We start from the raw sequence: 22597 nt of genomic DNA on the forward strand, positions 1-22597 counted from the left end.
TGAATAGTGAATAATAAAACCATTGAAATGAATTCATTTTAGCCGTCCTCAAAATTTTTCGTATCTTTATTAGCTATTAAGCCTTTTATCATGAAATTTGAAAACAACAGATCCGGCAACGGCGGAGTTCTTACTCTGAATAATGAAATAAAAGAAGTTGGAAGATTAACGTATACCATTTTCCCGGAAGATCAAAAACTGATTATTTCTTTTGTTTTGGTTCATCCTGAATTTGAAGGAAGGGGAATGGGGAAATATTTAGTAGAAGAAGCCATCAAATTCGCAAGAGAAAACAACTGGAATGTTTACCCTCACTGTTCTTATGCCAGAGCCGTTATGATGAGAATGAATGATGTGGATGATATTTTCTTAAAGAGCTAAGACATCCTTCACCAGAATTTCTTCAATATTATCCGGATAATCTACAACCAAATGATGGTCTGAAGCCACCCACTCCATAATTTCCTGCAGATTTAAAACCTTAGAGTTAGGAATTCCCATTGTATCCAGAGCACAGGCATTGCACTCCTGCTCATACTGGTTATGAATGGGGATCACAAAGAGCTTTTTATCCATGAAAAGAGCTTCAGCAGGCGTTTCGAAACCGGCATTGCATAGAATTCCTTCACACCCTTCAAAATATTTCAGATATTGAATTTCATCAATAGGGAATACTTCAACATTTTTCACTTTTACCTGTACTTTACTATATTTAGAAAATACTTTCCACTCTACCGGAATTTTTCTTAGAACCTTAATAATATTTTCATCTGCAAAGCTTGGAAGATAAACCAAATAATATCCTTTTTTGTAAGGATTAAGATTTCTGATCTTTTTCGAATGACCGGTTTTTTGATCTGTGGATGATAATTTTCAAAATGGAACCCGATCTTTCTTTCACTGGGAACATAATATTTTAAAATCATCTCCCCTAAAAAATCTTTCTTTTTGGGCTTAGGTGTTTCAGGAAAGCTCATGGATGCCTGATGGCTGAGTTCAATCATTGGCAGTTTCTTCAATTTCGACGCCCAGCCTGTCAAAGGTTCATAATCATTGATGATAAGATCATATTGCGAAAGTTCCAAGTTTCTTATTGTTTTTGCAGCATCAATGAATTTATTATCAGTAAACGTTTTTCGGTAGGATAAACCGCCTGTTTTGTTATACAGAAGAGAAATACCCCTATATTGAAAATCGATGGGGAAATCAGCCTTTAATTGCGATTGATGTCCACTAATGAGGGTATCCACCGAAGCATACTTTTTGAGTATCGGAATAATCTCCTGTGCCCTAGCCACATGACCGTTTCCGGTACCCTGAAATGCATACAAAATTTTCATTAAGTAAAATTAGTTACAATTTTTAAAAGCTCAGAATTATCCATCTCCTGTATTTCCTCCGCTTCATCATCTTTTAGTAAATGTTTATGGTCATCATAATAAAAGATCTTCCATTCCTTATCATGATATTCTAAAGCGGATAGATTTTCAATCCAATCTCCTGAGTTCAGATAAGTGCAGGATCCTTTTTTGTTAACAACCTCCCGAATCTGCGGCTGATGAATATGCCCGCAAACCACATAGTCATATTGATTATCAATGGCCAGTTCGGAAGCAGTGAGTTCAAAGTCGCCAATGTACTTTACCGCTTTCTTCACATTATTTTTAATTTTTTTTGAAAATGAATATTTTTCTTTACCCATTTTCTCTAAAAACCAATTTACTACATTATTGATAATAATTAAAAGGTCGTATCCTTTTCCGCCAAGTTTGGCGATCCATTTGGAATGCTGGACGGATGCATCGAAAACATCACCATGAAAAATCCAGGTTTTCTTCTGATCAATAGTCAGGCAGATTTTATTACAGACTTTAAGTTTTCCCAATTCAAAATCGGTAAACTTACGGAACATCTCATCATGATTGCCTGTAATATAATAAACGTCCGTATTCTTGGTAGCAAATGAAAGGATTTTTCGGATTACCTTTAAATGAGGTTTAGGGAAGTAAGACTTTTTGAATTGCCAGATATCAATGATATCACCATTCAAAACCAAAGTTTTAGGCTGAATAGAATTGAGGTATCTCAGCAATTCCTTAGCCTTACATCCATAAGTTCCCAAATGAACATCCGATATGACAACTAACTCAACATTTCTTTTCATCCGTATATTTTTCAGCTTTTATATTTGCCGCACGGAACGCCTATTATTTTTGATATCAAAACATATTAAGACGTTTCATAGTTTTTTACAAAGAAACTAATTGAAAGTTAACTGTATATGAATGCTATATTATTTTTTATAAAGAGTCCATCAACTCTTCAGTAATTTCCATATTGTGATAAACGTTCTGTACATCATCGTCATCTTCGAAACGCTCAAGCATTTTCATATTCGCTTTGAACTGCTCTAGATTCACCTCCTTGGTATTGTTTGGAATTCTTTGTAGTTCTGCACTCTTCGCCTCAATTCCAAGTTCGTCTAATTTGTGAGATAAAGATCCGAAGTCTTCAAAAGCCGTAGTAATCATTACTTCTTCTTCATCCTTTTCTACATCTTCTGCTCCACCATCAATCATTTCCATTTCGAAATCATCCCACTCCATTTTAACCTGAGCTAAATCGATTGTAAAAATACCTTTTCTATCGAAGATAAATGCAAGCTCACCATTTTTACCCAGGTTGCCGTCAAACTTGTTGAAAATAGCCCTTACGTTTGCTACTGTTCTGGTTGTATTGTTTGTAGTACATTCTACAAAGAAAGCAACACCTCCCTGTCCGTACCCCTCATAAGTAACTTCTTCATAGTTTTCAGCATCTGCACCGCTTGCTTTTTTAATAGCTCTTTCTACGTTATCCTTTGGCATGTTTGCCCCTTTAGCATTTTGGATACATCTTCTCAATGCCGGATTAGCTTCAGGATCTGTTCCTCCTGCTTTTACTGCCAATGCAATATCTTTACCTATTTTAGAGAAAGTTTTGGCCATCTTATCCCATCTGGCCATTTTAGAAGCTTTTCTATATTCAAATGCTCTTCCCATTTTTAAATTTTAAATTTTCAACAAAAATACTTAAAAGTCTACAAAAAAAAAATACCTCCAAAAAATTGGAGGTATTCATTATTTAGAAAAATTAATTATTTTTTCTTTTTAACTACTTTTTTCGCAGGAGCTTTTTTGCCTCCTTTTTTAGTAGCTTTTTTCACTTTTACTGGAGTTGGATCATCGTAATCTCTTTTCTTAAGAGCATTCCATTGAGCATCATCTTCAATAGCAGTTACAACAACTTTTCTGTCTACTTGTCTTTCAGCGTCAGTAGCTTTAGCTGGAATTGTAGCTTTAGCAGAACCTACACCTATTGATTTAAGAGCGTTAGCATCTACACCTCTTGTATCTAAAGCAGCAACTACAGAAGCAGCTCTTTGTCTAGATAATTTCAAGTTGTAAGCAGCAGCACCTTTAGCATCAGTTCTACCTTCTAATAGATAGTGACCACCATCCTTCTTAATAATTTCAGCAGCCTGATCTAGAGCTGGTTTAGATTCAGCTTTAATTGTAGCTTTATTGAAATCGAAGAATACGCTTCCTAATTTAGTTTCAACATCTTTAGCAGTTACAGTCTTAGGCTTAGGACATCCGTTGTATTCTGGAAGACCTGGAACAGTAGGACAAGCATCATCTTTATCTAAGATACCGTCACCGTCTGTATCTGGCCAAGGACAACCTTTGTTTTCAGCAGGACCTGCAACAGTAGGACAAGCATCATCTTTGTCGATAACACCGTCACCGTCTGTATCTGGCCAAGGACAACCGTTGTTTTCAACTGGACCAGCTACATCTGGACATTGATCGTCTTTATCTGGAACTCCGTCACCGTCAGTATCAGGACATCCTTGGAATTCTGGTAAACCTGGAGTATCTGGACAAAGATCATCTTTGTCTAGGATACCATCCTTATCTCTGTCTCTGTTTCCGAATCTGAATAAGATAGAAGCAGAAGCTTGCCAGAAGTTAGCAACAGTAGATTTATCACCTGGAGTTGATACATAATCTCCTTGGATACCAAGACCGAAGTTTTTAGTTACCCAGAAGTTAGCACCAGCACCTGTAGCTACTGTAAAGTGGTTAGCTTTACCGTTTTCGTTACCATCCTTACCATTTGGAACAGATTCACCTTTGTAGTCATTTCTTGGGAAAGAAAGAGAAGTGTAATCATGTCTTAAATAGTTAGCACCTACTCTTAAGTAAGGGTCAAACCAAGACTCTTCGTTCCATAAAAGACCAGCACCGTGAGCCTGGAAACCAAGACCTGTCATTAGGAAAAATTCTTTCCCCATGTTGAATCTTTTGTTTTCAACATTCCCAACAGAAGTCTGCCAGTCAATAACTAAACCTTTACCAACGTTTCTAGCAACTGTTAACTTAGATAATGGAGGTGTAATAGAGAAGTTGTTCAAATTGAACATTCTCTTCGTTAGATTATTAGCAGAGAACGTATTACTGAAACTTGTCTGTGCTGCCTTGTGGTTTTCCGCATGAGCACCAACTCCGATCAACCACGGATTGTTGGTAGTCTGGGCAAAGACAGTAGAGGCAACAGTAAGCGCCAATGCTGAAATTCCTAATTTTAGATTTTTCATAGAATTAAATGATTAAATAATTGATAATGCAAAATAAATATAATTTTTCTTTATATACAAAGTTTTTCAAATGATTTTTAACTTTTCTTTAATATTCTGTCCAGGTTCCGCTTATTTTCTCTATCTTTAATGGCCTCTCTTTTATCGAAAAGCTTTTTCCCTCTACCCAGCGCTATCAGCACTTTTGCTTTACCTCGATCAGTGATATATAATTTCAAAGCTATAATCGTGTTCCCTGCATCTTTTAACTTTTTCTCAAGTTTTTGCAATTCTTTTTTGTGCAAGAGCAATTTCCGTTCCCTTTTTGTTTTATGATTGTAAAAAGTTCCCAATTTATACTCATCAATCATCATGTTGATGATGTATAATTCCCCATCAATAAACTGACAGAACGATTCTGTGATAGATGCTTTGGAAGAGCGTAAAGATTTTATTTCTGTACCCGTTAAAACCATCCCGGCTTCGTATTCTTCAAGAATTTCATATTCAAATCGGGCCCTTTTATTTAATATATTAACTGTTTTCTCAATCTTCATTATTTTAAAATTTCGTTAATGAAATATATAAAAAATACCATACATTTAAAAACTTGACTATTATATTATTACAAAATACCCAAATTCTTTTCGTATTTTTGCGCCAAATTTACAAAACTATATGTTAACAGTATCTAACTTATCTTTACAATTCGGGAAAAGAGTTCTTTTTGACGAGGTAAATATTATGTTTACCAAAGGAAACTGCTACGGGATTATCGGAGCAAACGGGGCGGGAAAGTCTACATTCCTTAAAATATTAACAGGAAAGCAAGATCCTACAACAGGTCACGTATCTCTGGAACCAGGGAAAAGAATGTCAGTTTTAGAGCAGGATCACTTTGCTTATGATCAGTTTACTGTTCTTGAAGCTGTATTAAGAGGTAATAAAAAATTATTTGAGATAAAGGAGGAAATGGATGCGTTATACGCAAAAGAAGATTTCTCCGATGAAGATGGAATTAAAGCAGGTGAATTAGGTGTAATCTATGATGAAATGGGTGGATGGACTGCAGAATCTGATGCACAAACCATGTTATCTAACGTAGGAATCAGTGATGATATGCACTGGCAGATGATGAGTGAACTTGAGAACAAAGACAAAGTAAAAGTTCTTTTGGCTCAGGCACTTTTCGGAAACCCTGATGTACTTATTCTGGATGAGCCTACCAACGACCTTGACATTGATACAATTTCTTGGTTAGAGGATTTCCTTGCTGACTACGAAAATACAGTAATTGTAGTATCTCACGACCGTCACTTCTTGGATACAGTATGTACTCACATTGGTGACTTAGATTACTCTAAACTTAACCTTTACACAGGTAACTACTCTTTCTGGTACCAAGCATCTCAGCTAGCAACAAGACAAAGAGCTCAGGCTAACAAGAAAGCTGAAGAAAAGAAAAAAGAACTTCAGGACTTCATTGCTCGATTCAGTTCTAACGTTGCTAAAGCTAAACAAGCTACTGCAAGAAAGAAAATGATCGACAAATTAAATATTGATGATATTAAGCCTTCTTCAAGAAGATATCCAGCAATCATTTTTGAAATGGAAAGAGAAGCGGGAGATCAGATTCTTGATGTAAAAGGTCTTGAAAAAACAAAAGACGGCGAATTATTATTCTCTAATATTGATTTAAATCTTAAAAAGGGAGATAAAGTAGCGGTACTTTCTAAAAACTCTTTAGCAATTACAGAATTCTTCGAAATTTTAGCAGGAAATGTTGAAGCGGACAAAGGAACTGTAGCTTGGGGAGTTACGACAAACCAGTCTCACATGCCTTTAGATAATACTAATTTCTTCCAGGAGGATTTAAGCTTGGTTGATTGGTTGAGACAATTCACTAAGAATGATGAAGAGCGTCACGAAGAATTCGTAAGAGGATTCCTAGGAAGAATGCTTTTCTCTGGTGATGAAGCTTTGAAATCTTGTAAAGTACTTTCAGGAGGTGAAAAAATGAGATGTATGTTCAGTAGAATGATGCTTCAGAAAGCTAATGTTCTTTTATTAGATGAACCTACCAACCACTTAGACCTTGAAAGTATCACAACATTGAACAACTCATTGTCTAACTTCAAAGGAAATCTTTTATTGGCATCTCATGACCACGAAATGTTGTCAACTGTCTGTAACAGAATCATTGAACTGACTCCTAACGGAATTATTGACAGAGAAATGACTTATGATGAATATCTTGCTGATAAAAAAGTAAAAGAATTAAGAGAAAAAATGTATTCTTAATCTGATCATCAAATGAATATAAAAATACCTCAAAGCAAGGCTTTGAGGTATTTTCGTTTAAACAATAAATAAAATAATTATTTTGTAAGTTTCGTTGTTGGAAGAGCAACCGTTCCCGGATCTTTCCATAATCCGTCTTTTTCTGCTTTCTTTTTAATAGCCTGAGCTCTTTTTTCACTGTCCGGGTGAGAGTTAAACATTTTTTCAAAACCGGATTGTGTACTTCCTCCCGATAATAAAGCTAATTTCTTGAAAGCGGTATAAGCCCCTACTACATCATATTTATTAGCTTTCATAAAGTCATAAGAATAGGTATCTGCTTCAGATTCCTGCTTTTTACTGTGAGTCGCATCCAAAAATTCGTTTGCCATTTTTCCGATCTGGCTATCATTAAGAGTAGCTACTGCACCGGATGCTGATGATGCTGCATCTAATGCTGCCGCTTTTAAGTAGGCAGATTTCATGGCATCTTTTGTATCTTCATTTTTAACGTGACCGATTTCGTGGCCAATTACAGCCAATAATTCGTTATCTGTCATAAGATCCATCAAAGAGGAAAATACACGTACACTTCCATCTGCACAAGCAAATGCATTGATATCTTTTACTTTATATACTTTATAATTAAGGTTCAGACCGTCTTGTGATTTGTGTTTTCCAAACAGTTTATTCAATCGTACTGTATAAGGATCTTTTGGTCCTGCTACTGGATTGTTTTTGTCCATCCAATCTACAGATTCCTTGGACAATTTAATAGCATCTTCGTTCGTGAACGTTAAAGCTTTTGCCCCTTTTGAAACAACCCCGGCAGCTTTTCCGAGATTAAATTGTGCATTCATTGAATTGATTGCGCCTAAAAAAGTAAGGCATACGATAATTTTTTTCATAGTCATTTAAATTTGGAGCACGAAGGTAATCAATTTTTAACAATTATTAAGTCAAAACTTAGATCCCTATCCCATCAAAATGCTATTTTTTTTCCTTATTTTTGTGAGCATGAGTCAAAAATGGATTTACAAGCCCGAACCCGATGAGGAAATTGTGGACGGACTAAGTTCGTCACTTGGTTTTGGTACTTTTGAATCTAAACTTCTCGTTCTAAGAGGAATTGACAATTATCAGAAGGCGAGAGAATTTTTCAAACCAAACCTTAACGATATACACAATCCGTTTTTAATGGCAGATATGCAAAAAGCTGTAGAGCGTATTGCCACTGCAATTGAAAATGGTGAAAAGATATTAGTATATGGTGACTATGATGTGGATGGAACTACCGCAGTTGCCTTAATGTACCTTTACCTCAGCAAAATTGTTGAGAAAAAATATCTGGATTATTATATTCCGGACAGGAATTCTGAAGGATACGGAATTTCTACAGAAGGAATTGATTTTGCCAAAGAGAATGGTTTTTCATTAATCATTGCTTTAGACTGCGGAATTAAGGCTCTCGATATGATTAATTATGCTTCCAGTCTGGAAATAGATTTTATCATTTGTGACCACCACCTTCCTGGTGAAGAAATTCCTAATGCTGCTGCAGTTCTTGATCCTAAAAGAAGTGACTGCCGTTACCCGTTCAAGGAACTTTCCGGCTGTGGTGTTGGTTTTAAGCTTTGCCAGGGACTTAATACAATTTATAAACTTCCGGATGCCGAGCTATTTGAACTCACAGATCTCCTGGCTATTTCCATTGCCGCTGATATTGTTTCAATGACCGGAGAAAACAGAGTTCTTGCTAAAATGGGATTGAAAACCCTTAGAAAAACAAGAAACCTTGGGTTAAGATTATTAATCCCGGAAGATAAACTGTCTCATTTTGAAATTTCAAATATTGTTTTTGAAATTGCTCCTAAAATAAATGCTGCCGGAAGAATTTCCCATGGAAAAGCAGCGGTAGAACTTATGGTTTCTGAAAATCTGAAACATGCCAACCAGATTGTGAGCGATATCATGAACCTCAACGATGAAAGGCGTGAACTGGACATGAACTCTACCCTTTCTGCTCTGAATCAGATTATAGAGTCTCAGCAGGAAACAAAACATACCACCATTGTTTACCATCCTGAATGGAACAAAGGAGTCATTGGAATTGTGGCATCCAGACTTATTGAAACCTATTATAAACCGACGCTGGTGTTTACAGATGGAAATAATGGGGAAATGGTAGCTTCTGCACGATCTGTTTCAGATTTTGATGTTCACGAAGCTCTTGATTTATGCTCTGAATATTTCCTTAAATTCGGAGGGCATCATGCTGCTGCCGGACTTTCAATGGAGAAGGATAAGTTTGAAGCATTTAAAGTAAAATTTGAACAAATTGTTTCTGAAAAAATTCAGGATCATCAAAAAGAGCCTTCTATCTCAATTGACACTGAAATTACCGTTGACGAAATTAACAGGGAATTTATCAATTTCCATAGAAAACTAGCTCCTTTTGGACCTCATAATATGAAACCCATCTTTACTTTATCTAACCAAAAGCTTTCTGGTTATGTAAAAACAATGGGTAAAGATAATAATCACCTGAAATTCTATATCAAGCAGGAATCTACAGGAAGAAATATTGAATGTGTAGGCTTTAAGCTCGGACAGTTTGTAGAAGATTTTAAAAATAAAAATTTTGATCTTGCTTTTACTTTGGAAGAAAATCACTGGAAAGGCAATGTTACTCATTATCTTAATATTAAAGACGTAAAGTTCAGGGATTAGATAGATTCTTTTGTAATACTATCCTGCCTGTCTAACAAATATGAAAAAAATCGGTCTCTTCTTCGGATCTTTTAATCCGATTCATATCGGACATCTTATTTTGGCTAATTATATTCTGGAAAATTCGGATATGGATGAGCTGTGGTTTGTAGTAAGCCCACAGAACCCGTTCAAAGACAAAAAGTCTTTGTTGAAGGATCACAACCGATTGGATATGGTACAGCTGGCAGTGAAAAATTATCCGAATATGCGTGCTTCCAATGTGGAGTTTTCGCTTCCGAAACCGAGTTATACCATTGATACGCTTACTTACCTGCATGAAAAACATCCGGACTATTCTTTCAGCCTGATTATGGGAGAAGATAATCTGGACAGCCTTCACAAGTGGAAAAATTCTGATGCTTTGATTAAAAATCATCATATTATTGTTTACCCAAGGGTATTTGAAGGGGAAAAGAAAGATTCTGAATATCTTCAGCATGAAAACATCTCTCTGATCAAAGCTCCAGTGATCGAACTTTCTGCTACAGAAATTCGTAATATGATCAAAGATGATAAGAATGTAAGGCCAATGCTGCCACCTGAAGTTTTTGAATATTTGGATGGAAGTAACTTTTATAAGTAATTTTGCAAAACCAGAAAATTAGAGGGCAAAAATGAGAAGTTCGAGAAAGTCTCTTACTTTTTAGCTTTCAAAATATGCTTATAAAAATGGACTTCATCGAAAAATTTTTCTCAAAATATTCTCAGGAAAAACTTATTAAATGGTTTAAACAGATTTGTCTTGCAGAGGCTATTTCATGTGTTCTATTATATGGTGTAGCTATGATCTGGATTCGATATGATGAAAATCTATATTCTATTATTTTCATTAGTGTAATTGGCAGTTTACACGGATTATTTTTTACCCTTTATCTTTTACTCTGTCTTCCTGCCAGAAAAATTTACAACTGGGATGATGAAGATTTTGTATTCGCCCTATTATCTGCTTTTTTTCCTTTTGCTACAATATGGGTAGATAAAAAACTGGCGAAATTCGACAGAGAATAAATTATTTTTTCATAAAATTTCATGTTTTGTTGTAACAAAATTATTGTTACAGTTGTCTTATTATACAGAAAGGTCAAGCAATCAATATTTTAATTTAAATTTTTACCAACTGTAAATCAATGTTTTATATTTAATTATAAATATTTTTAAGTACTTTGTATTGCATGATACTAAATTTATTATATATCTTTGTAATGTAAAATAACAAACCATACAAGCTATTAAACTAAAAATATAATAATCATGAAAACTCAAATTCTCATTGCAGCTCTATTCTTCAGCGGACTGGTTGCCGCCCAACAGAAAAAAGATAGTTTGAAAGTAAATGCTATTGAGTCCGTCAATATCAAGAAACAGGTTTTCAAAAAACAGGGAGACCGTCTTGTTTATGATGTGGCAGCTTCTCCTATTGCAAAAGGTACTAATACTTTTAACCTTTTAAAACAAACTCCTATGATTTCGAGTATTGACGGCAAAACGCTTAAAATTCTTGGTAAATCTGATGCTGTTATTTACATCAACAATAAAAAAAGCAATATGGATGCTGAGGCATTGATTGAAATGCTAAAGTCTACTCCCTCTGAAGATATCCAGAAAATTGAAGTGATTACGGTTCCCGGAAGTGAGTTTCAGGTTGAATCTAAGGAAGGGGTGATCAATATTGTAATGAAAAAGAACAAAAGCAATGGCTACAATGGGACGTTGAAAATGCAAAATGAGCAGGCTTACTACAACAACCCTAATGCAGGAGCTTCTTTTAACTTCAGACAGGGAAAATGGTCAGGAAATTCTAATTTCAGAATGGGAAGCTGGACGGAAAGACAAAATTATACCCTTTCCAATGGAGACCCTACCTTCAGAAATGAATCTTATGGTTCTAATGATGATCCTAATAAAAACTTTGGCGGCGGGTTTAATATTGATTATGAAATCAGTAAGAAACAAAATCTGGGGCTTTCTTACAATATGAGATATAATAAGAGTTTCAATTCTATACTGGATATGACGAACTGGCAAAACGGAGTATTAATGGACAGAACGGTTAATCATGAAGATGCCCAAACCAGAAACCATTCTTTCAATTTAAATTATGAGATTAAGACAGATTCTATAGGCAGTAAACTTACTACTAATGTTTCTTACTTGTGGTTTAACAGGGACAAAGTAAGTTTCAATGAAAGTATTCCATTTAATCTTGACCCTTCCAGTGAAGCCTATAAAAAGAGATACTCTGCTCTACAACAGTCAGTGCCTCAAATCATCAATAATTATGCTGCCAATATAGATTATTTGAAAAAAACAGCTAAAGGGGCAACCTGGTTAATGGGCGTGAGTTATAATTATACCAATACGGATAATGATACCAGACAAGATAAATTAATGGATGACGAGTTTGTAATGGATCCAAAACAGACGAATCATTTCATCTATAAAGAAAATATTTTAGGTATTTATTTAAACTACGAAAGAAAACTTACCGAAAAATTATCCGGGAAAATAGGAGCCCGCTACGAAATGACCAAAAGTACCGGAGATATTCTTGGAAAAACAGGGTTTGAGAGAAATTATAATAATCTGCTTCCTTATCTGAATTTAAACTACGCCATCAATTCTGATCATAATCTAAGTTATACTTTCTCCAGTAGAATCAGAAGACCGAGATTCTGGGAACTGAATCCCTCCAGAACCTATTTTACTCCAACCAACTACACTCAAAATAATCCGTTTGTATTGGCTGCTAAATTTTATAATCAGGAGCTGAACTATATGTATAAAAATGCATTCTATGCTAATCTGAGTTATACAATGGTAGATGATGCGGCAGCTTCTGATCTGCTTCCTTTACAGGGAATTTTAACCACTCCGCAAAAGGATGAAAATGGTAATTACGTATATGATGAAGCAGGTAATATGCTTATGGATAAAATAAGATTCCTGAGATACATCAGAACCAATTATGGTAAGAACAGAGAAATCAGTTTGACGCTTGGAATGAACAAGTCCTGGTTTAAAGATATCTGGACCACCAACTATTCCGTGAATCTAGGATATATTACTTATACCGGCGGAGTATGGCAGGATCCAACTTCCCAACTTGGACCCTATGAAAGTGAAGAACTGGAGCCTTACATTGTAGATGTTAAAAACTATAATATGTCTGCAACCATCAACAATATTATTCGTCTTTCTTCTAAAAAGGATTGGTTTCTGGGTGTTAATTACTTTTTTGGAAGCAAAGTAGCTATGGAAGGTGGAACAATTGGGGTAAGACAAAGTTTTGATGTCAGTGTGAAAAAAATTATTGGTGACTGGACTATTGTTGCGGAAGGTAACGATTTATTTAACCAGAGTTTCTATAGAGTAAATGGTGTACAGCCTAATGGAAAGTATAATAATATCACCAACTTCAATTATCCACGGTTAATAAGCATTGGCGTAACCTACAATTTCGGAAATCAGAAACTGAAAAAAGCAAGGGAAATGAAATCAGCGAATGATGCGGTGAAATCAAGAACCTAATCTATAAAAACTTATCTCTCTAACCACTCTTTAAAAAAACAAACATGAAACGTATACTTTTGTCAATAGCTGTCATATTCGGGGCTTGTGCTTTTGCTCAGGAAAAGAAATCTGACTCGACAAAGACTAAAAATATAGAAGGTGTTACCATCACCAAACAGGTTTTCAAAAAACAAAGTGACCGCCTGGTATATGATGTTGCATCTTCTCCTATAGCGAAAGGAAATACAACTTTCGATATTCTGAAACAGACTCCACTGTTGTCTTCTACCGATGATAAAACATTAAAGATTGCAGGAAAAAACAATGTCCTTATCTATATCAATGGAAGAAAATCCAATATGGATGCCGAATCGCTGGCTCAGTTCCTGAAAAATACTCCAGCAGAAAACATTCAGAAAATTGAGGTAATTACAGTTCCCGGAAGTGAATATCAGGTGGAATCTTCCGATGGGATTATCAACATTGTTTTAAAGAAAAAAATGAGTGATGGTCTTAACGGAAATATGAGATTCTCTAATACCCAAGGGAAATACAATGCCAGCCAGGCAAGCTTCTCTGCTAATTACAGAAAAGATAAACTGGGAATAAGTGCCAGCCTCAGTGGCGGAGAAAATATAGAAGCTCAAACCTACACTCTGAGAAACAGCAGTGATAGTGCATCTAATGAATCAACCGGTGATATCGATGATCCAAATAAGAACATTGGTGGCTATCTGAACATCGATTATCAATTAAATGATAAAAGCAACTTAGCATTATCCTGGAATACGTGGGCCAATAAGAGCTATAATTCAACAGTAAGCCTGTTTAATACTATTATTAACAAAAATGGCCCCAGCTATACATGGTCTAAAAATAAAGAGGACGCAAGAACTTATAATAATTCACTTAACTTAAATTATGAATTAAAAACAGATTCTTTAGGGAGTAAATTAAATTTAAATGCAGCTTACCTGAATTATAAAAGATTCCAGTTTACAGATAATATCACTTATAAGTCTGACATTAGCAGAAACATAGGAGATAAATCTATACAAATGCTTCAGGATCTGCCACAGGTTATCAACAATTTCTCCGGAATGGTGGATTACATTCAAAAATTTAAAAATGATCTCACCATTTCCATTGGAGGAAACTATAATAAAACAAAAACGGACAACGATACGAAAAGCGACACTTATTTTATTGATCCTGAGAAACCAGCAAAATTAGCACCCAACCATTTTATTTATGATGAAAACATCTATGGTTTCTATTTAACTGCTGAAAAGAAATTTTCGGATAAATTCTCTGGAAAAATTGGAACAAGATATGAAATCACCAACAGCTTAGGAACTTCGGATAATCCCCCTGAAGGAGCAGAAGCTCTTAAAAGAATTGAAAGAAATTACAATAATTTTCTACCTTACCTGAGCCTAAACTATGCCATTAATGAGAAGAACAATATTTCCTATTCATTTTCAAGCAGAATGAGAAGACCAAGTTTCTGGGAAATCAATCCGGTTGTGAATAAACTGACTGATGATAATTATACACAAAACAACCCATTTGTAAAGGCTTCTTCGACTTATAATCAAGAGCTGATGTATATGTATAAGAATTCATATTTTGTCGTTTTAAATCATTCTTATATTAAAGATGCTATCACTCAGGTTCCTCTACAGGGCTATCCAGAAAAACCTAATGGGGATACTGGTAAAAATCTAGCTTTAAGATATATAAGAACCAATTTTGGAGATAAGCAGGAAATGTCTGCAATGGTGGGAATTCAAAAATCATTCTTTAAACAGTACTGGACAACCAACTTCAGCATTGGTGTTCAACATAACAGAAACAACGGAAGCTTGGATATGGACCCTACTACAGGAGACCGATTCAAAGATGAGTTTGGAAACTATGTAACTTATGTCAATGATATCAATTCTACCAGTCTTTTGATTCAGACCAACAATACCATTCGTCTTGATAAAGCGAAAACGTGGTTTCTTGGGGTAAATTTCTTCTACATAGATAAACAGCAGATAGAATTAGGGATGTTACGAGGGTTATCAAGTTTAGATCTCAGCATCAAGAAAAACTGGAACGACTGGACATTTGCACTGAATGTAAATGATGTTTTAAGAACCAATATTGTAGTAATTGATGATTACCAAAGCAACGGAAACTACAACTATATCCACCAGAATCAGTATAAAAGAAATTTAACAGTGAGCCTTACATACAATTTCGGAAACAAAAAACTGAAAAAGGTAAGAGATATTGAAGGGGCATCCGATTCTATCAAAAGCAGAACCAGATAAAACTATCTTTCATCATATTCAATCAAATTATTTTGTACAGAAACCTGTTGGTTATTCAGCAGGTTTTTTATCTTTAATTCTATGAAAAAATACTTCATATTTATCATTTGTTTGATTTCCTTTTTATGGACAGCCTGTAAAGAGAACAAAATTATCCTTGGTGACAATATCAGCTTCAAAAAGGAGAAAAACGTTCATTATGGGAATCATCCGGAACAGGTTATGGATCTTTATATGCCAAACCAAGGAGCATCTGATGAAAAAGAAGTTTTTATTATTATTCATGGTGGAGGCTGGCGTGGTGGAGACAAATCCCAGCTCTCTCTTTTCACTCTTTCTTTGATGAAAAAGTTTCCGGATCATGTCTTTGCCAATATGAATTACAGGCTTGCTTCTTCACATCAATATGCTATTCCCAATCAAATAGACGATATTAAAAGTGTTCTTACGATTCTAAAAAAGAAATTCAACCATAAATCTAAGTTTATTCTGCTGGGAAACAGTGCAGGCGGACATTTATCTATGCTTTATGCTTATCATTTTGATACTGATAAAAATGTAAAAGCAGTGATCAATATGGTAGGCCCTGCTGACCTTTCAGATAAAGGCTTCAGGAGCTATGAAGAATATTCTTTTGTAGAAAAGTACCTGGTTGATCCTAAAATACTGCCAGTAACAACCTCAGCAGTTAATTTTGCCAGTCCTATTCACTGGATAAATACAACCTCTTCCCCTACTCTTTCTTACTATGGAAAAACAGACCGTGTGGTTCCTTTAAGTCAAAACAAAATCCTGGATTCTGTTCTGAATAAAAATAATGTTGTTCATGAGTCTTATGAGTTTAATAGCGGTCATTTGGATTGGGATAAGCAGCCCAACAATACTTTTCTTATTGATAAAATTGAAGCTTTTCTTAAAAAGGCAGACAAAAAATAACACGTTCTGATGGCTCAAAACGTGCTATACTTTTATTTTTTTATTTGATTTACTCAGATTTTGTGACAGTTGTTCTTTCTGAAACGCCATTGGAGTTGAACGCTTCAATCTGAAAGTAGTATGCGTCTGTTCTGTCTGCACCTGTAAAGAAATATTCATTCTTCCCGTAAACCATGATGCTACCGTACATTTTATCAGGAGATTTCCCCCAGTAGATTACATAGCCATCTGCTTCAGGATTCTGCTGCCATTTCATCCAGATACTTCTTCTTTCCCCATATTTTTTAGGATCTGCTCTTAAAGGGACAAAACCTTCTACTTTGGCAGGCTGTTTTCCGGCTCCTTTTCCAAACACTCTGAAACCACTTAATGCAAATTTTCCCGTAGGCATTTTCAGATTTTCCATTTTCAGGAAACGGGCTTTTGCAGGCTGCTCAAGTTCAATATAATCGTGAGGAACATCTTTTGTATTCTTACTTTTATCCACAATCACATTCCATTTCTTTCCATCGTTGGAACCATAGATTTTATATTGGTGCATTTTCCCTAAGGTTTTTCCCATGAACTCAGCATCCTGATCGGCATAATTAATCTGAATGGCATTGATGGTGGAAACTTCACCAAGATCAGTCTGGAACCATTCCCCGGACTTTCCTGTTTTAGCACTCCAATAGGTCTTGATATCTTCATCTACAGCATAATTGGGCTGATAACTTCCTAAAGTTGATGAAACCTGAACCGGTTTATTATAATTCAATAACATCCATCCGGCAAAAAGACCTTTTGAAAAGTCTTTCCCCTGTGCATACTGTGGAAGATAAGTAGGATAATCACCATACGCTGTATTACAATACATCACATCATCTTTATCAAAACCAGCAGGCCAGATACCAAGTCTTCTTTCAAAATTATTTTTAGTAGAAATAAAGATCGTGGAAACGTGCCACCAGTTTTTATAATTGTCTTCAAAAGTAGCCCCATGTCCCGCTCCTCTTGCAAAACCTCCCGGTTTATAAGAGAACGGATTATGCTGCTGGTATTCGAAACCTTCCAAAGGGCTCTTACTTACATAAACTCCGTCGGAATATCCACTGAATTCTGTTGCCGGAGCACCATACTGCATATAATATTTACCATTATGTTTGGTCATCCAGGCTCCTTCTACAAAAGGCTGCAGAAAAACATTATCATTGTATTCCCCGAAACGTTCCCAACCGTGGTCTTCAGGCTTGAGTTTAATAATGGGTTTTACAAAACCTTCGGACTGAAGATTTTTTACTTTCACTTCTGTTCCCAGCAAGGGCCATTCATTACTGGATCCCCAATATAAATAGAGTTTATTCTTATCTTCATCATAATGAAATGCAGGGTCCCAAGCTCCTACCTTTAAAGTATCCACAGCAATTTTCCAGTCGTCTTTGGTTGGATTTGTGCTTTTCCAAATTGGAAAATCCTGTTCCCAGGTTGAACCATAAACATAGAGTGTATCTTTCATAGCCCAGACAGCCGGAGCGTTAAGGTCGTGAATGTATTTATTGTCTCTTAGAAATTTTCTTTTTACAAACTTCCAGTCCAACATATCATCACTGTACCAATATCCTTCCTGATTGGTAGAAAAAGAAAAAGCTTATTCTTAAAATTGACAATTACAGGATCTGCTGTAGCACGATGTTTTCCTTGTTTTGAAAAAACTTCAAAAGGGGTATATCCGTAATCTATATTGATTGGATTGCAAAACGTTTTCTGCTGCCCGCCCACCCATATTCCGAGGAGAATTGCTAAAGATAAAAAGTATTGTCTCATTTTTAGATTTTAAACATTCCGGACAAAGTTAGCTAACTTTTTTCGGTCTTCTCCAGATAAATCCATCTAAGAGGTAATGAGTAAGCTGTGGAACAACCAATAAAGGAATCAAAAACTGAAGCAGGCTTTCTGAAACAGCCAGATTCATTGAAAAGTGTTCATTCCATACCAAGGTTTCCCATAAAAATTCTTCTAATAGAGCTAACCCTACAATGATAGCTACAAATAAAAAGATTCCTGAAAGCGGTTTAAAAACCTGCATCCAGTTGAGTTGCCGTTGATCTTTCTGTTTGATTTCACGGATATAGATCAGAGCGATATAAGGAATACCATGAGATACCACATTCAGAAAAGTAAAAAGAAGATCATTGTTAAAATATATGATTCCAAAATACCAGGAAAGGAAAGTTCCAGCGATAAGTGCTACTTTAGGAATATTGATGGTTCTAGTTTTTATAGTTTCAACGATTGTTTTGATGATCCAAACTGTTACAATCAGAGTATAGAGAACTGTAAACCCTCCAATATAGTTAGGTAAGTTTTTAAGCCAGTCAAATTCATGATCCACAAACCAAGCAAAAGCGCGTGGGGTCTGAAACCAGTACAGCATTGGAAAAATGGTAGCAGCATACACGGCAACCTCATCTATTTTTTTACTCCAGTTATTCGGTTCAAAACGGGCATAGATTCTCATAAACCCATACTGCTGACGGATAAAATGAAAAACAGCAATGAGTGCCAGCACAGACCAAAAGGTAAGGCTCCCCAACTGAAATAAAGCTACTCCTAAGCACCAGCTTATGATGGGTACGCCAAAATACAGCAGCTTTCTTCTCTGCACCTCAGCCTTTACAAAATAGGTCTTGAACAATGTGGAATATACATGGGCTACATCTACAAAAACAATCAGGAAAAGCCATGTATAAAAGGAATAATAATTTTCAAGTCCCTGAATCTGTTTCTGAAAAAGAAAAATTATTAACAATACCAGGAAAGGTGGGGATAAAATAAACCACCAGTCTGTTTTTGCATTATGTATCCAGGGTTGTTTCATAAAACAATTTTATATCATTTGTTGGGCCGTCCTTATTCCCTGATAGAAAGCTTCTTCAAAAATAGAAATTCCTGAGAGATCAGAATGCGCAAAGAATACTTTTCCCTCAATAGGCTGTTTGGCCATTTTTGCAGCATCTCCAAAAATCTGTTCCGGAACAGGAGCAATCATTGCATGTCCTAATTTATGGAATTGCATTTCAAGGATAAAATCTTCAATCAGAGGATGAGCTTTCTTCAGATCTTCTAAAACTAAATTTTTAAGTTCAGCTTCTTTCATGGAATACAACTTCTTCCTTGCCTTTTTACAATCGTTGGTAGAAAAACTTTTATAGTAAGTAATCACTTTCTCACCCATGATCTGATTAATATTCTGATGCTGGTCAAAAATATAACCTAATCCGGAGGATCCATAAATCACATTATCCCATGCCAATTCTTCATCTCCTCCAAATTCATTCTTCAAAGTAATTGTGGTTAAAAGCCAGGGAACATAATGAAATGATGATGCTTTTCTGTTGTTAAAAATTCTTTCATTGACAAACTGTGGGGTAGCAAACAAAACTTTATCAGCAATGATTTTTCTGGTCTTCTTATGAGCATTGTCAAAACTTAAAACTTGAACCTTGTCAGTAACCTTAACATCAAAAACTAAATTCTTAGTTAATGATTTTCCTTTTGTATACTTTGAAAAATAATGAGTTAACCTTGCATTCCCTTCAGGCCATGTGAATACCTGATCTTTATATTTTTTACTCCAGTTGTTTTTTCTTCCTGCAAAATAATGAATCCCGGCCCATGCGGAAACGTAGTCAATTCCTAAACCATAATCGTCTCTGCAGGAATAATCTAATACCCAAAGAAGTTCTTCAGACTTGAAGTTGTTCTGGTGAAGCCAATCATTGAATACAATTTTCTCAAGATTAAGAACCTCATCTTCTCTGCTTGAATCATGAACCGGAATAGCAAACCAATAGTTTCCCTGAATATCTTTCTTTTGACGAAAGTCATCCATCATTTTGAAAAAACGGTCAAACTCTTTCTGAACTTCTGCTGATATTCCTTTTTGAGGAACAATATCATTCTGCCATGCATTTTTATAAAACAGTCTTTCCTGCTGTGGAAAGGTCATCTGATACTCATCTAAAATGGGATCTCCATTTTCATCTAGCCCTTGGCAGATACCACATTCTGTAAGAAATTCTATGATCTCTGTATTTTCTTTATTGGGTAAAGGCAGATAGTGTGCTCCCAGCGGGAATTTTGAAAACTTGTTCTGACCATTGGAAGAATTTCCACCCAAATGATCTTCCATTTCCAACAAAAGGTAATCATCTTCGTTATGCTGGCTGAAAAGCCTACAGGCCGAGAGCCCAGAGATTCCTCCGCCCACCACAAGATATTGAGTGTGGATAACTTCGGAAAATTGTGGAAAATCCTTTGCCCATAATTTATGCCCCAAAACATGATTGGTTCCTGTAATCTTCAACAACAATGATTTTACTTTCCTTCCACAGTATTGCAGAAAAGGAAGCATCAGCCCACCAAGCATTACTGTTTTCAGAAACTCTTTCCTACTGAACTTTTCCCCACTCTTCATCGAAATAACGAACTAATATCTGGTTATCCAGACGGTTAACTTCTACCTCATTCACCTTCATATCTTTACTGAAATATGATATTTTCGAAAATTCATAATCATAATATTTCAGACCTGGAATTCTTCTGTACACTTTATTGTTAATGGGCTCAAATGAAGCCATTGAAAATCCCCATTCTCCAAATGATGGAACGTAGGTATGATATGCAGAAGTAAAAGGAAAAATCTGATTAATGGTTTTCTCTATGCACCAAAAAGATTTTGGGGCAAAATAAGGAGAGGTTGTCTGTACTACAATTTTGGTATCAGGAGTAGTCAATCTTTCAAGTTCTTTATAAAACTGTAGAGAATATAGCTTTCCTAAGCTGTAATTGGACGGATCCGGAAAGTCTATGATGATGACATCAAATTTCTTTTTGTTTTCCTTTACCCAGATATAAGCGTCTTTGTTAATGACCTCTACCTTTGGATTGGACAATGAACTTTGATTCAACCTTTTCATGGTTTCATTGGTTTTGAAGAAATCTGTCATTTCTCCATCCAAATCAACTAGCTCAATATTTTTTACTTCATTATATTTCAGGACTTCACGTACAGCAAAACCATCACCCCCACCTAAAATCAGTACATGATCAATATTTTTAGCCATCGACATTGCCGGATGAACCAATGCTTCGTGATAGCGGTACTCATCTGTTGAGGAAAACTGCAGGTTATTATTCAAATACAGTCTGAATTCCCGGTTATTTCTAGTTAAAACAATTCTCTGATAGGGAGAACTCTTTGTATACACAACGTTTTCTCCATAAAGCTTCTCCTCAGAATAAGACAAAATTTTATCTGAAAAGATGAAAAGCCCAACCAATAAAATAAATGCTGCTATTGATTTTATTTTTAATGAGAAAGGTTTTGATAGTTCCTTTTTAAGATAAAAACATAAGAATATGGCAATTGAGATATTGATCAGCCCAAAGAATAAAGGTGTTTTTACAATTCCCAACTGCGGAATTAAAACCAAAGGGAAAAGAATAGATGCTAATAAAGCTCCAATATAATCAAAGGCAAAAACATTTGAAACCAAATCTTTAAACTGAACTTTATCTTTCAGAATATTCATCAGAATCGGAATTTCCACTCCTACCAAACATCCTGTAAAGAAAACAAAAAGGTAAAGTACACTTTCAAAATGTGCCAGTGTATTGAATAAAACAAATAGCACCACAGAACTTACCCCACCAACAATTCCTACCAGAATTTCAATTTCTACAAACTTGTCGATAAGATTTCCCTTAATGAATTTAGCCAGATAGGAACCTACTCCCATAGAGAAGAGGTAAACTCCAATGATAAAAGAAAACTGCTTTACAGAGTCTCCTAAAAGATAACTCGCCAATGCTCCCGCCACCAATTCATAAATCAATCCACATGTCGCAATGACAAATACAGAAAACAATAAAAGCAGCTCAAGAGGAATCCTCTTCTTATCCATGAATTGCTGCGCTTATAATCATTGAAATTCCGATGATAAAAGCCCCGAAAACAATAGCCAGCGCTATATTTTTATTTTGAGCAATCTCATGCCATGTTTTTTCCGGGGTAAGCTTTTCAATAATAAAATAGCAAATAAGCAGAATAGCGATTCCTAAGAATGAGTAAAGAACCGAATTTAATATTGGTAATAAATTGATATTGTCCATAGTTTTT

The 22597-nt window shown here is 35.5% G+C and carries 21 protein-coding genes; 8 read left to right on the top strand and 13 right to left on the bottom strand.

Translation table 11 applies throughout. The annotated features are described in order from the left end of the window. Positions 1-90: 90 nt before the first annotated feature. A complete protein-coding gene (locus tag H5J24_RS20520) occupies positions 91-381 on the top strand; it encodes a GNAT family N-acetyltransferase (protein ID WP_068940209.1) in 291 nt (96 codons plus the stop codon). Here the strand turns inward: H5J24_RS20520 and H5J24_RS25730 are convergent. From H5J24_RS25730 to smpB, 6 genes are all read right to left on the bottom strand, one after another. Next, positions 370-795 (bottom strand): glycosyltransferase family protein, encoded by a 426-nt coding sequence (locus H5J24_RS25730; RefSeq protein ID WP_283250735.1) that lies wholly within the window; start codon positions 793-795, stop codon positions 370-372. The genes H5J24_RS20520 and H5J24_RS25730 overlap by 12 nt on opposite strands. Further along, positions 747-1340 carry a glycosyltransferase family protein gene (locus tag H5J24_RS25735; protein ID WP_283250736.1) on the bottom strand — a complete coding sequence of 198 codons (594 nt, stop codon included), beginning with the start codon at positions 1338-1340 and terminating at the stop codon, positions 747-749. The genes H5J24_RS25730 and H5J24_RS25735 overlap by 49 nt, the downstream gene beginning before the upstream one ends. Then, positions 1340-2164 (bottom strand): UDP-2,3-diacylglucosamine diphosphatase, encoded by an 825-nt coding sequence (locus H5J24_RS20530; protein ID WP_068940214.1) that lies wholly within the window; start codon positions 2162-2164, stop codon positions 1340-1342. Before H5J24_RS20530 ends, H5J24_RS25735 begins: the two co-directional genes overlap by 1 nt. Positions 2165-2300: 136 nt before the next feature. After that, positions 2301-3041 carry a YebC/PmpR family DNA-binding transcriptional regulator gene (locus tag H5J24_RS20535; protein ID WP_068940215.1) on the bottom strand — a complete coding sequence of 247 codons (741 nt, stop codon included), beginning with the start codon at positions 3039-3041 and terminating at the stop codon, positions 2301-2303. A gap of 95 nt (positions 3042-3136) precedes the next feature. After that, positions 3137-4639: an OmpA family protein gene (locus tag H5J24_RS20540; RefSeq protein ID WP_068940216.1), complete on the bottom strand. Its 1503-nt coding sequence runs from the start codon at positions 4637-4639 to the stop codon at positions 3137-3139. A 77-nt stretch (positions 4640-4716) separates the two neighbouring features. Next, a complete protein-coding gene (smpB, locus tag H5J24_RS20545; protein WP_068940217.1) occupies positions 4717-5175 on the bottom strand; it encodes an SsrA-binding protein SmpB in 459 nt (152 codons plus the stop codon). 121 nt (positions 5176-5296) lie between these two features. Here smpB and H5J24_RS20550 point away from each other — a divergent pair, with 121 nt between their 5' ends. Continuing rightward, positions 5297-6919 (top strand): ABC-F family ATP-binding cassette domain-containing protein, encoded by a 1623-nt coding sequence (locus tag H5J24_RS20550; RefSeq protein WP_065395941.1) that lies wholly within the window; start codon positions 5297-5299, stop codon positions 6917-6919. A 77-nt stretch (positions 6920-6996) separates the two neighbouring features. On the opposite strand, the gene H5J24_RS20555 is transcribed toward H5J24_RS20550, so the two are convergent. Then, the gene (locus H5J24_RS20555; RefSeq protein WP_068940887.1) at positions 6997-7806 is read right to left on the bottom strand and encodes a M48 family metallopeptidase; all 810 of its coding nucleotides are present in this window, start codon (positions 7804-7806) and stop codon (positions 6997-6999) included. Positions 7807-7915: 109 nt separating this feature from the next. Here H5J24_RS20555 and recJ point away from each other — a divergent pair, with 109 nt between their 5' ends. The 6 genes from recJ (at position 7916) to H5J24_RS20585 (ending at position 16437) form a co-directional block, all read left to right on the top strand. Continuing rightward, positions 7916-9628: a single-stranded-DNA-specific exonuclease RecJ gene (gene recJ, locus H5J24_RS20560; RefSeq protein WP_068940218.1), complete on the top strand. Its 1713-nt coding sequence runs from the start codon at positions 7916-7918 to the stop codon at positions 9626-9628. A 40-nt stretch (positions 9629-9668) separates the two neighbouring features. Further along, positions 9669-10253, top strand: a complete 585-nt coding sequence (gene nadD, locus H5J24_RS20565) for a nicotinate (nicotinamide) nucleotide adenylyltransferase (protein ID WP_068940220.1) — start codon at positions 9669-9671, stop codon at positions 10251-10253. Positions 10254-10339: 86 nt separating this feature from the next. Then, positions 10340-10678 (top strand): DUF3817 domain-containing protein, encoded by a 339-nt coding sequence (locus H5J24_RS20570; protein WP_068940221.1) that lies wholly within the window; start codon positions 10340-10342, stop codon positions 10676-10678. Positions 10679-10921: 243 nt separating this feature from the next. Next, positions 10922-13198: an outer membrane beta-barrel family protein gene (locus tag H5J24_RS20575; RefSeq protein WP_068940223.1), complete on the top strand. Its 2277-nt coding sequence runs from the start codon at positions 10922-10924 to the stop codon at positions 13196-13198. 44 nt (positions 13199-13242) lie between these two features. Then, entirely contained in the window at positions 13243-15501 is a 2259-nt protein-coding gene (locus H5J24_RS20580; RefSeq protein WP_232815820.1) for a TonB-dependent receptor domain-containing protein, read from the top strand. A gap of 81 nt (positions 15502-15582) precedes the next feature. After that, a complete protein-coding gene (locus H5J24_RS20585; protein WP_068940228.1) occupies positions 15583-16437 on the top strand; it encodes an alpha/beta hydrolase in 855 nt (284 codons plus the stop codon). A gap of 49 nt (positions 16438-16486) precedes the next feature. Here the strand turns inward: H5J24_RS20585 and H5J24_RS20590 are convergent, their stop codons facing one another. From H5J24_RS20590 to H5J24_RS20610, 6 genes are read right to left on the bottom strand one after another with little or no spacing between them, the layout of a single operon-like run. Then, positions 16487-18016, bottom strand: a complete 1530-nt coding sequence (locus H5J24_RS20590) for a discoidin domain-containing protein (RefSeq protein ID WP_429831806.1) — start codon at positions 18014-18016, stop codon at positions 16487-16489. After that, on the bottom strand, positions 17995-18240 hold the full coding sequence (locus tag H5J24_RS26265) for a hypothetical protein (protein ID WP_429831808.1): 246 nt from the start codon (positions 18238-18240) through the stop codon (positions 17995-17997). The genes H5J24_RS20590 and H5J24_RS26265 overlap by 22 nt, the downstream gene beginning before the upstream one ends. A 28-nt stretch (positions 18241-18268) precedes the next feature. Beyond that, on the bottom strand, positions 18269-19294 hold the full coding sequence (locus H5J24_RS20595) for a hypothetical protein (RefSeq protein WP_068940235.1): 1026 nt from the start codon (positions 19292-19294) through the stop codon (positions 18269-18271). A gap of 9 nt (positions 19295-19303) precedes the next feature. Continuing rightward, the gene (locus tag H5J24_RS20600; protein WP_082810999.1) at positions 19304-20893 is read right to left on the bottom strand and encodes an NAD(P)/FAD-dependent oxidoreductase; all 1590 of its coding nucleotides are present in this window, start codon (positions 20891-20893) and stop codon (positions 19304-19306) included. Beyond that, positions 20868-22382, bottom strand: coding sequence for a polyamine aminopropyltransferase (locus H5J24_RS20605; RefSeq protein ID WP_068940237.1), 1515 nt, complete (start codon positions 22380-22382; stop codon positions 20868-20870). The genes H5J24_RS20600 and H5J24_RS20605 overlap by 26 nt, the downstream gene beginning before the upstream one ends. Then, positions 22375-22590, bottom strand: a complete 216-nt coding sequence (locus H5J24_RS20610; protein ID WP_068940239.1) for a DUF350 domain-containing protein — start codon at positions 22588-22590, stop codon at positions 22375-22377. Before H5J24_RS20610 ends, H5J24_RS20605 begins: the two co-directional genes overlap by 8 nt. Positions 22591-22597: the final 7 nt, after the last annotated feature.

This window comes from Chryseobacterium capnotolerans, assembly GCF_021278965.1.
GTDB classification, from domain to species: Bacteria; Bacteroidota; Bacteroidia; order Flavobacteriales; family Weeksellaceae; genus Chryseobacterium; species Chryseobacterium capnotolerans.

What these genes read in the sequence shown, in the direction of transcription:
- H5J24_RS20520 (WP_068940209.1), top strand. Translation starts at nt 91, where the DNA reads ATGAAATTTGAAAACAACAGATCCGGCAACGGCGGAGTTCTTACTCTG.
- H5J24_RS25735 (WP_283250736.1), bottom strand. Translation starts at nt 1,340, where the DNA reads ATGAAAATTTTGTATGCATTTCAGGGTACCGGAAACGGTCATGTGGCT.
- H5J24_RS20530 (WP_068940214.1), bottom strand. Translation starts at nt 2,164, where the DNA reads ATGAAAAGAAATGTTGAGTTAGTTGTCATATCGGATGTTCATTTGGGA.
- H5J24_RS20535 (WP_068940215.1), bottom strand. Translation starts at nt 3,041, where the DNA reads ATGGGAAGAGCATTTGAATATAGAAAAGCTTCTAAAATGGCCAGATGG.
- H5J24_RS20540 (WP_068940216.1), bottom strand. Translation starts at nt 4,639, where the DNA reads ATGAAAAATCTAAAATTAGGAATTTCAGCATTGGCGCTTACTGTTGCC.
- smpB (WP_068940217.1), bottom strand. Translation starts at nt 5,175, where the DNA reads ATGAAGATTGAGAAAACAGTTAATATATTAAATAAAAGGGCCCGATTT.
- H5J24_RS20550 (WP_065395941.1), top strand. Translation starts at nt 5,297, where the DNA reads ATGTTAACAGTATCTAACTTATCTTTACAATTCGGGAAAAGAGTTCTT.
- H5J24_RS20555 (WP_068940887.1), bottom strand. Translation starts at nt 7,806, where the DNA reads ATGAAAAAAATTATCGTATGCCTTACTTTTTTAGGCGCAATCAATTCA.
- recJ (WP_068940218.1), top strand. Translation starts at nt 7,916, where the DNA reads ATGAGTCAAAAATGGATTTACAAGCCCGAACCCGATGAGGAAATTGTG.
- nadD (WP_068940220.1), top strand. Translation starts at nt 9,669, where the DNA reads ATGAAAAAAATCGGTCTCTTCTTCGGATCTTTTAATCCGATTCATATC.
- H5J24_RS20570 (WP_068940221.1), top strand. Translation starts at nt 10,340, where the DNA reads ATGGACTTCATCGAAAAATTTTTCTCAAAATATTCTCAGGAAAAACTT.
- H5J24_RS20575 (WP_068940223.1), top strand. Translation starts at nt 10,922, where the DNA reads ATGAAAACTCAAATTCTCATTGCAGCTCTATTCTTCAGCGGACTGGTT.
- H5J24_RS20580 (WP_232815820.1), top strand. Translation starts at nt 13,243, where the DNA reads ATGAAACGTATACTTTTGTCAATAGCTGTCATATTCGGGGCTTGTGCT.
- H5J24_RS20585 (WP_068940228.1), top strand. Translation starts at nt 15,583, where the DNA reads ATGAAAAAATACTTCATATTTATCATTTGTTTGATTTCCTTTTTATGG.
- H5J24_RS20590 (WP_429831806.1), bottom strand. Translation starts at nt 18,016, where the DNA reads ATGTTGGACTGGAAGTTTGTAAAAAGAAAATTTCTAAGAGACAATAAA.
- H5J24_RS26265 (WP_429831808.1), bottom strand. Translation starts at nt 18,240, where the DNA reads ATGAGACAATACTTTTTATCTTTAGCAATTCTCCTCGGAATATGGGTG.
- H5J24_RS20595 (WP_068940235.1), bottom strand. Translation starts at nt 19,294, where the DNA reads ATGAAACAACCCTGGATACATAATGCAAAAACAGACTGGTGGTTTATT.
- H5J24_RS20600 (WP_082810999.1), bottom strand. Translation starts at nt 20,893, where the DNA reads ATGAAGAGTGGGGAAAAGTTCAGTAGGAAAGAGTTTCTGAAAACAGTA.
- H5J24_RS20605 (WP_068940237.1), bottom strand. Translation starts at nt 22,382, where the DNA reads ATGGATAAGAAGAGGATTCCTCTTGAGCTGCTTTTATTGTTTTCTGTA.
- H5J24_RS20610 (WP_068940239.1), bottom strand. Translation starts at nt 22,590, where the DNA reads ATGGACAATATCAATTTATTACCAATATTAAATTCGGTTCTTTACTCA.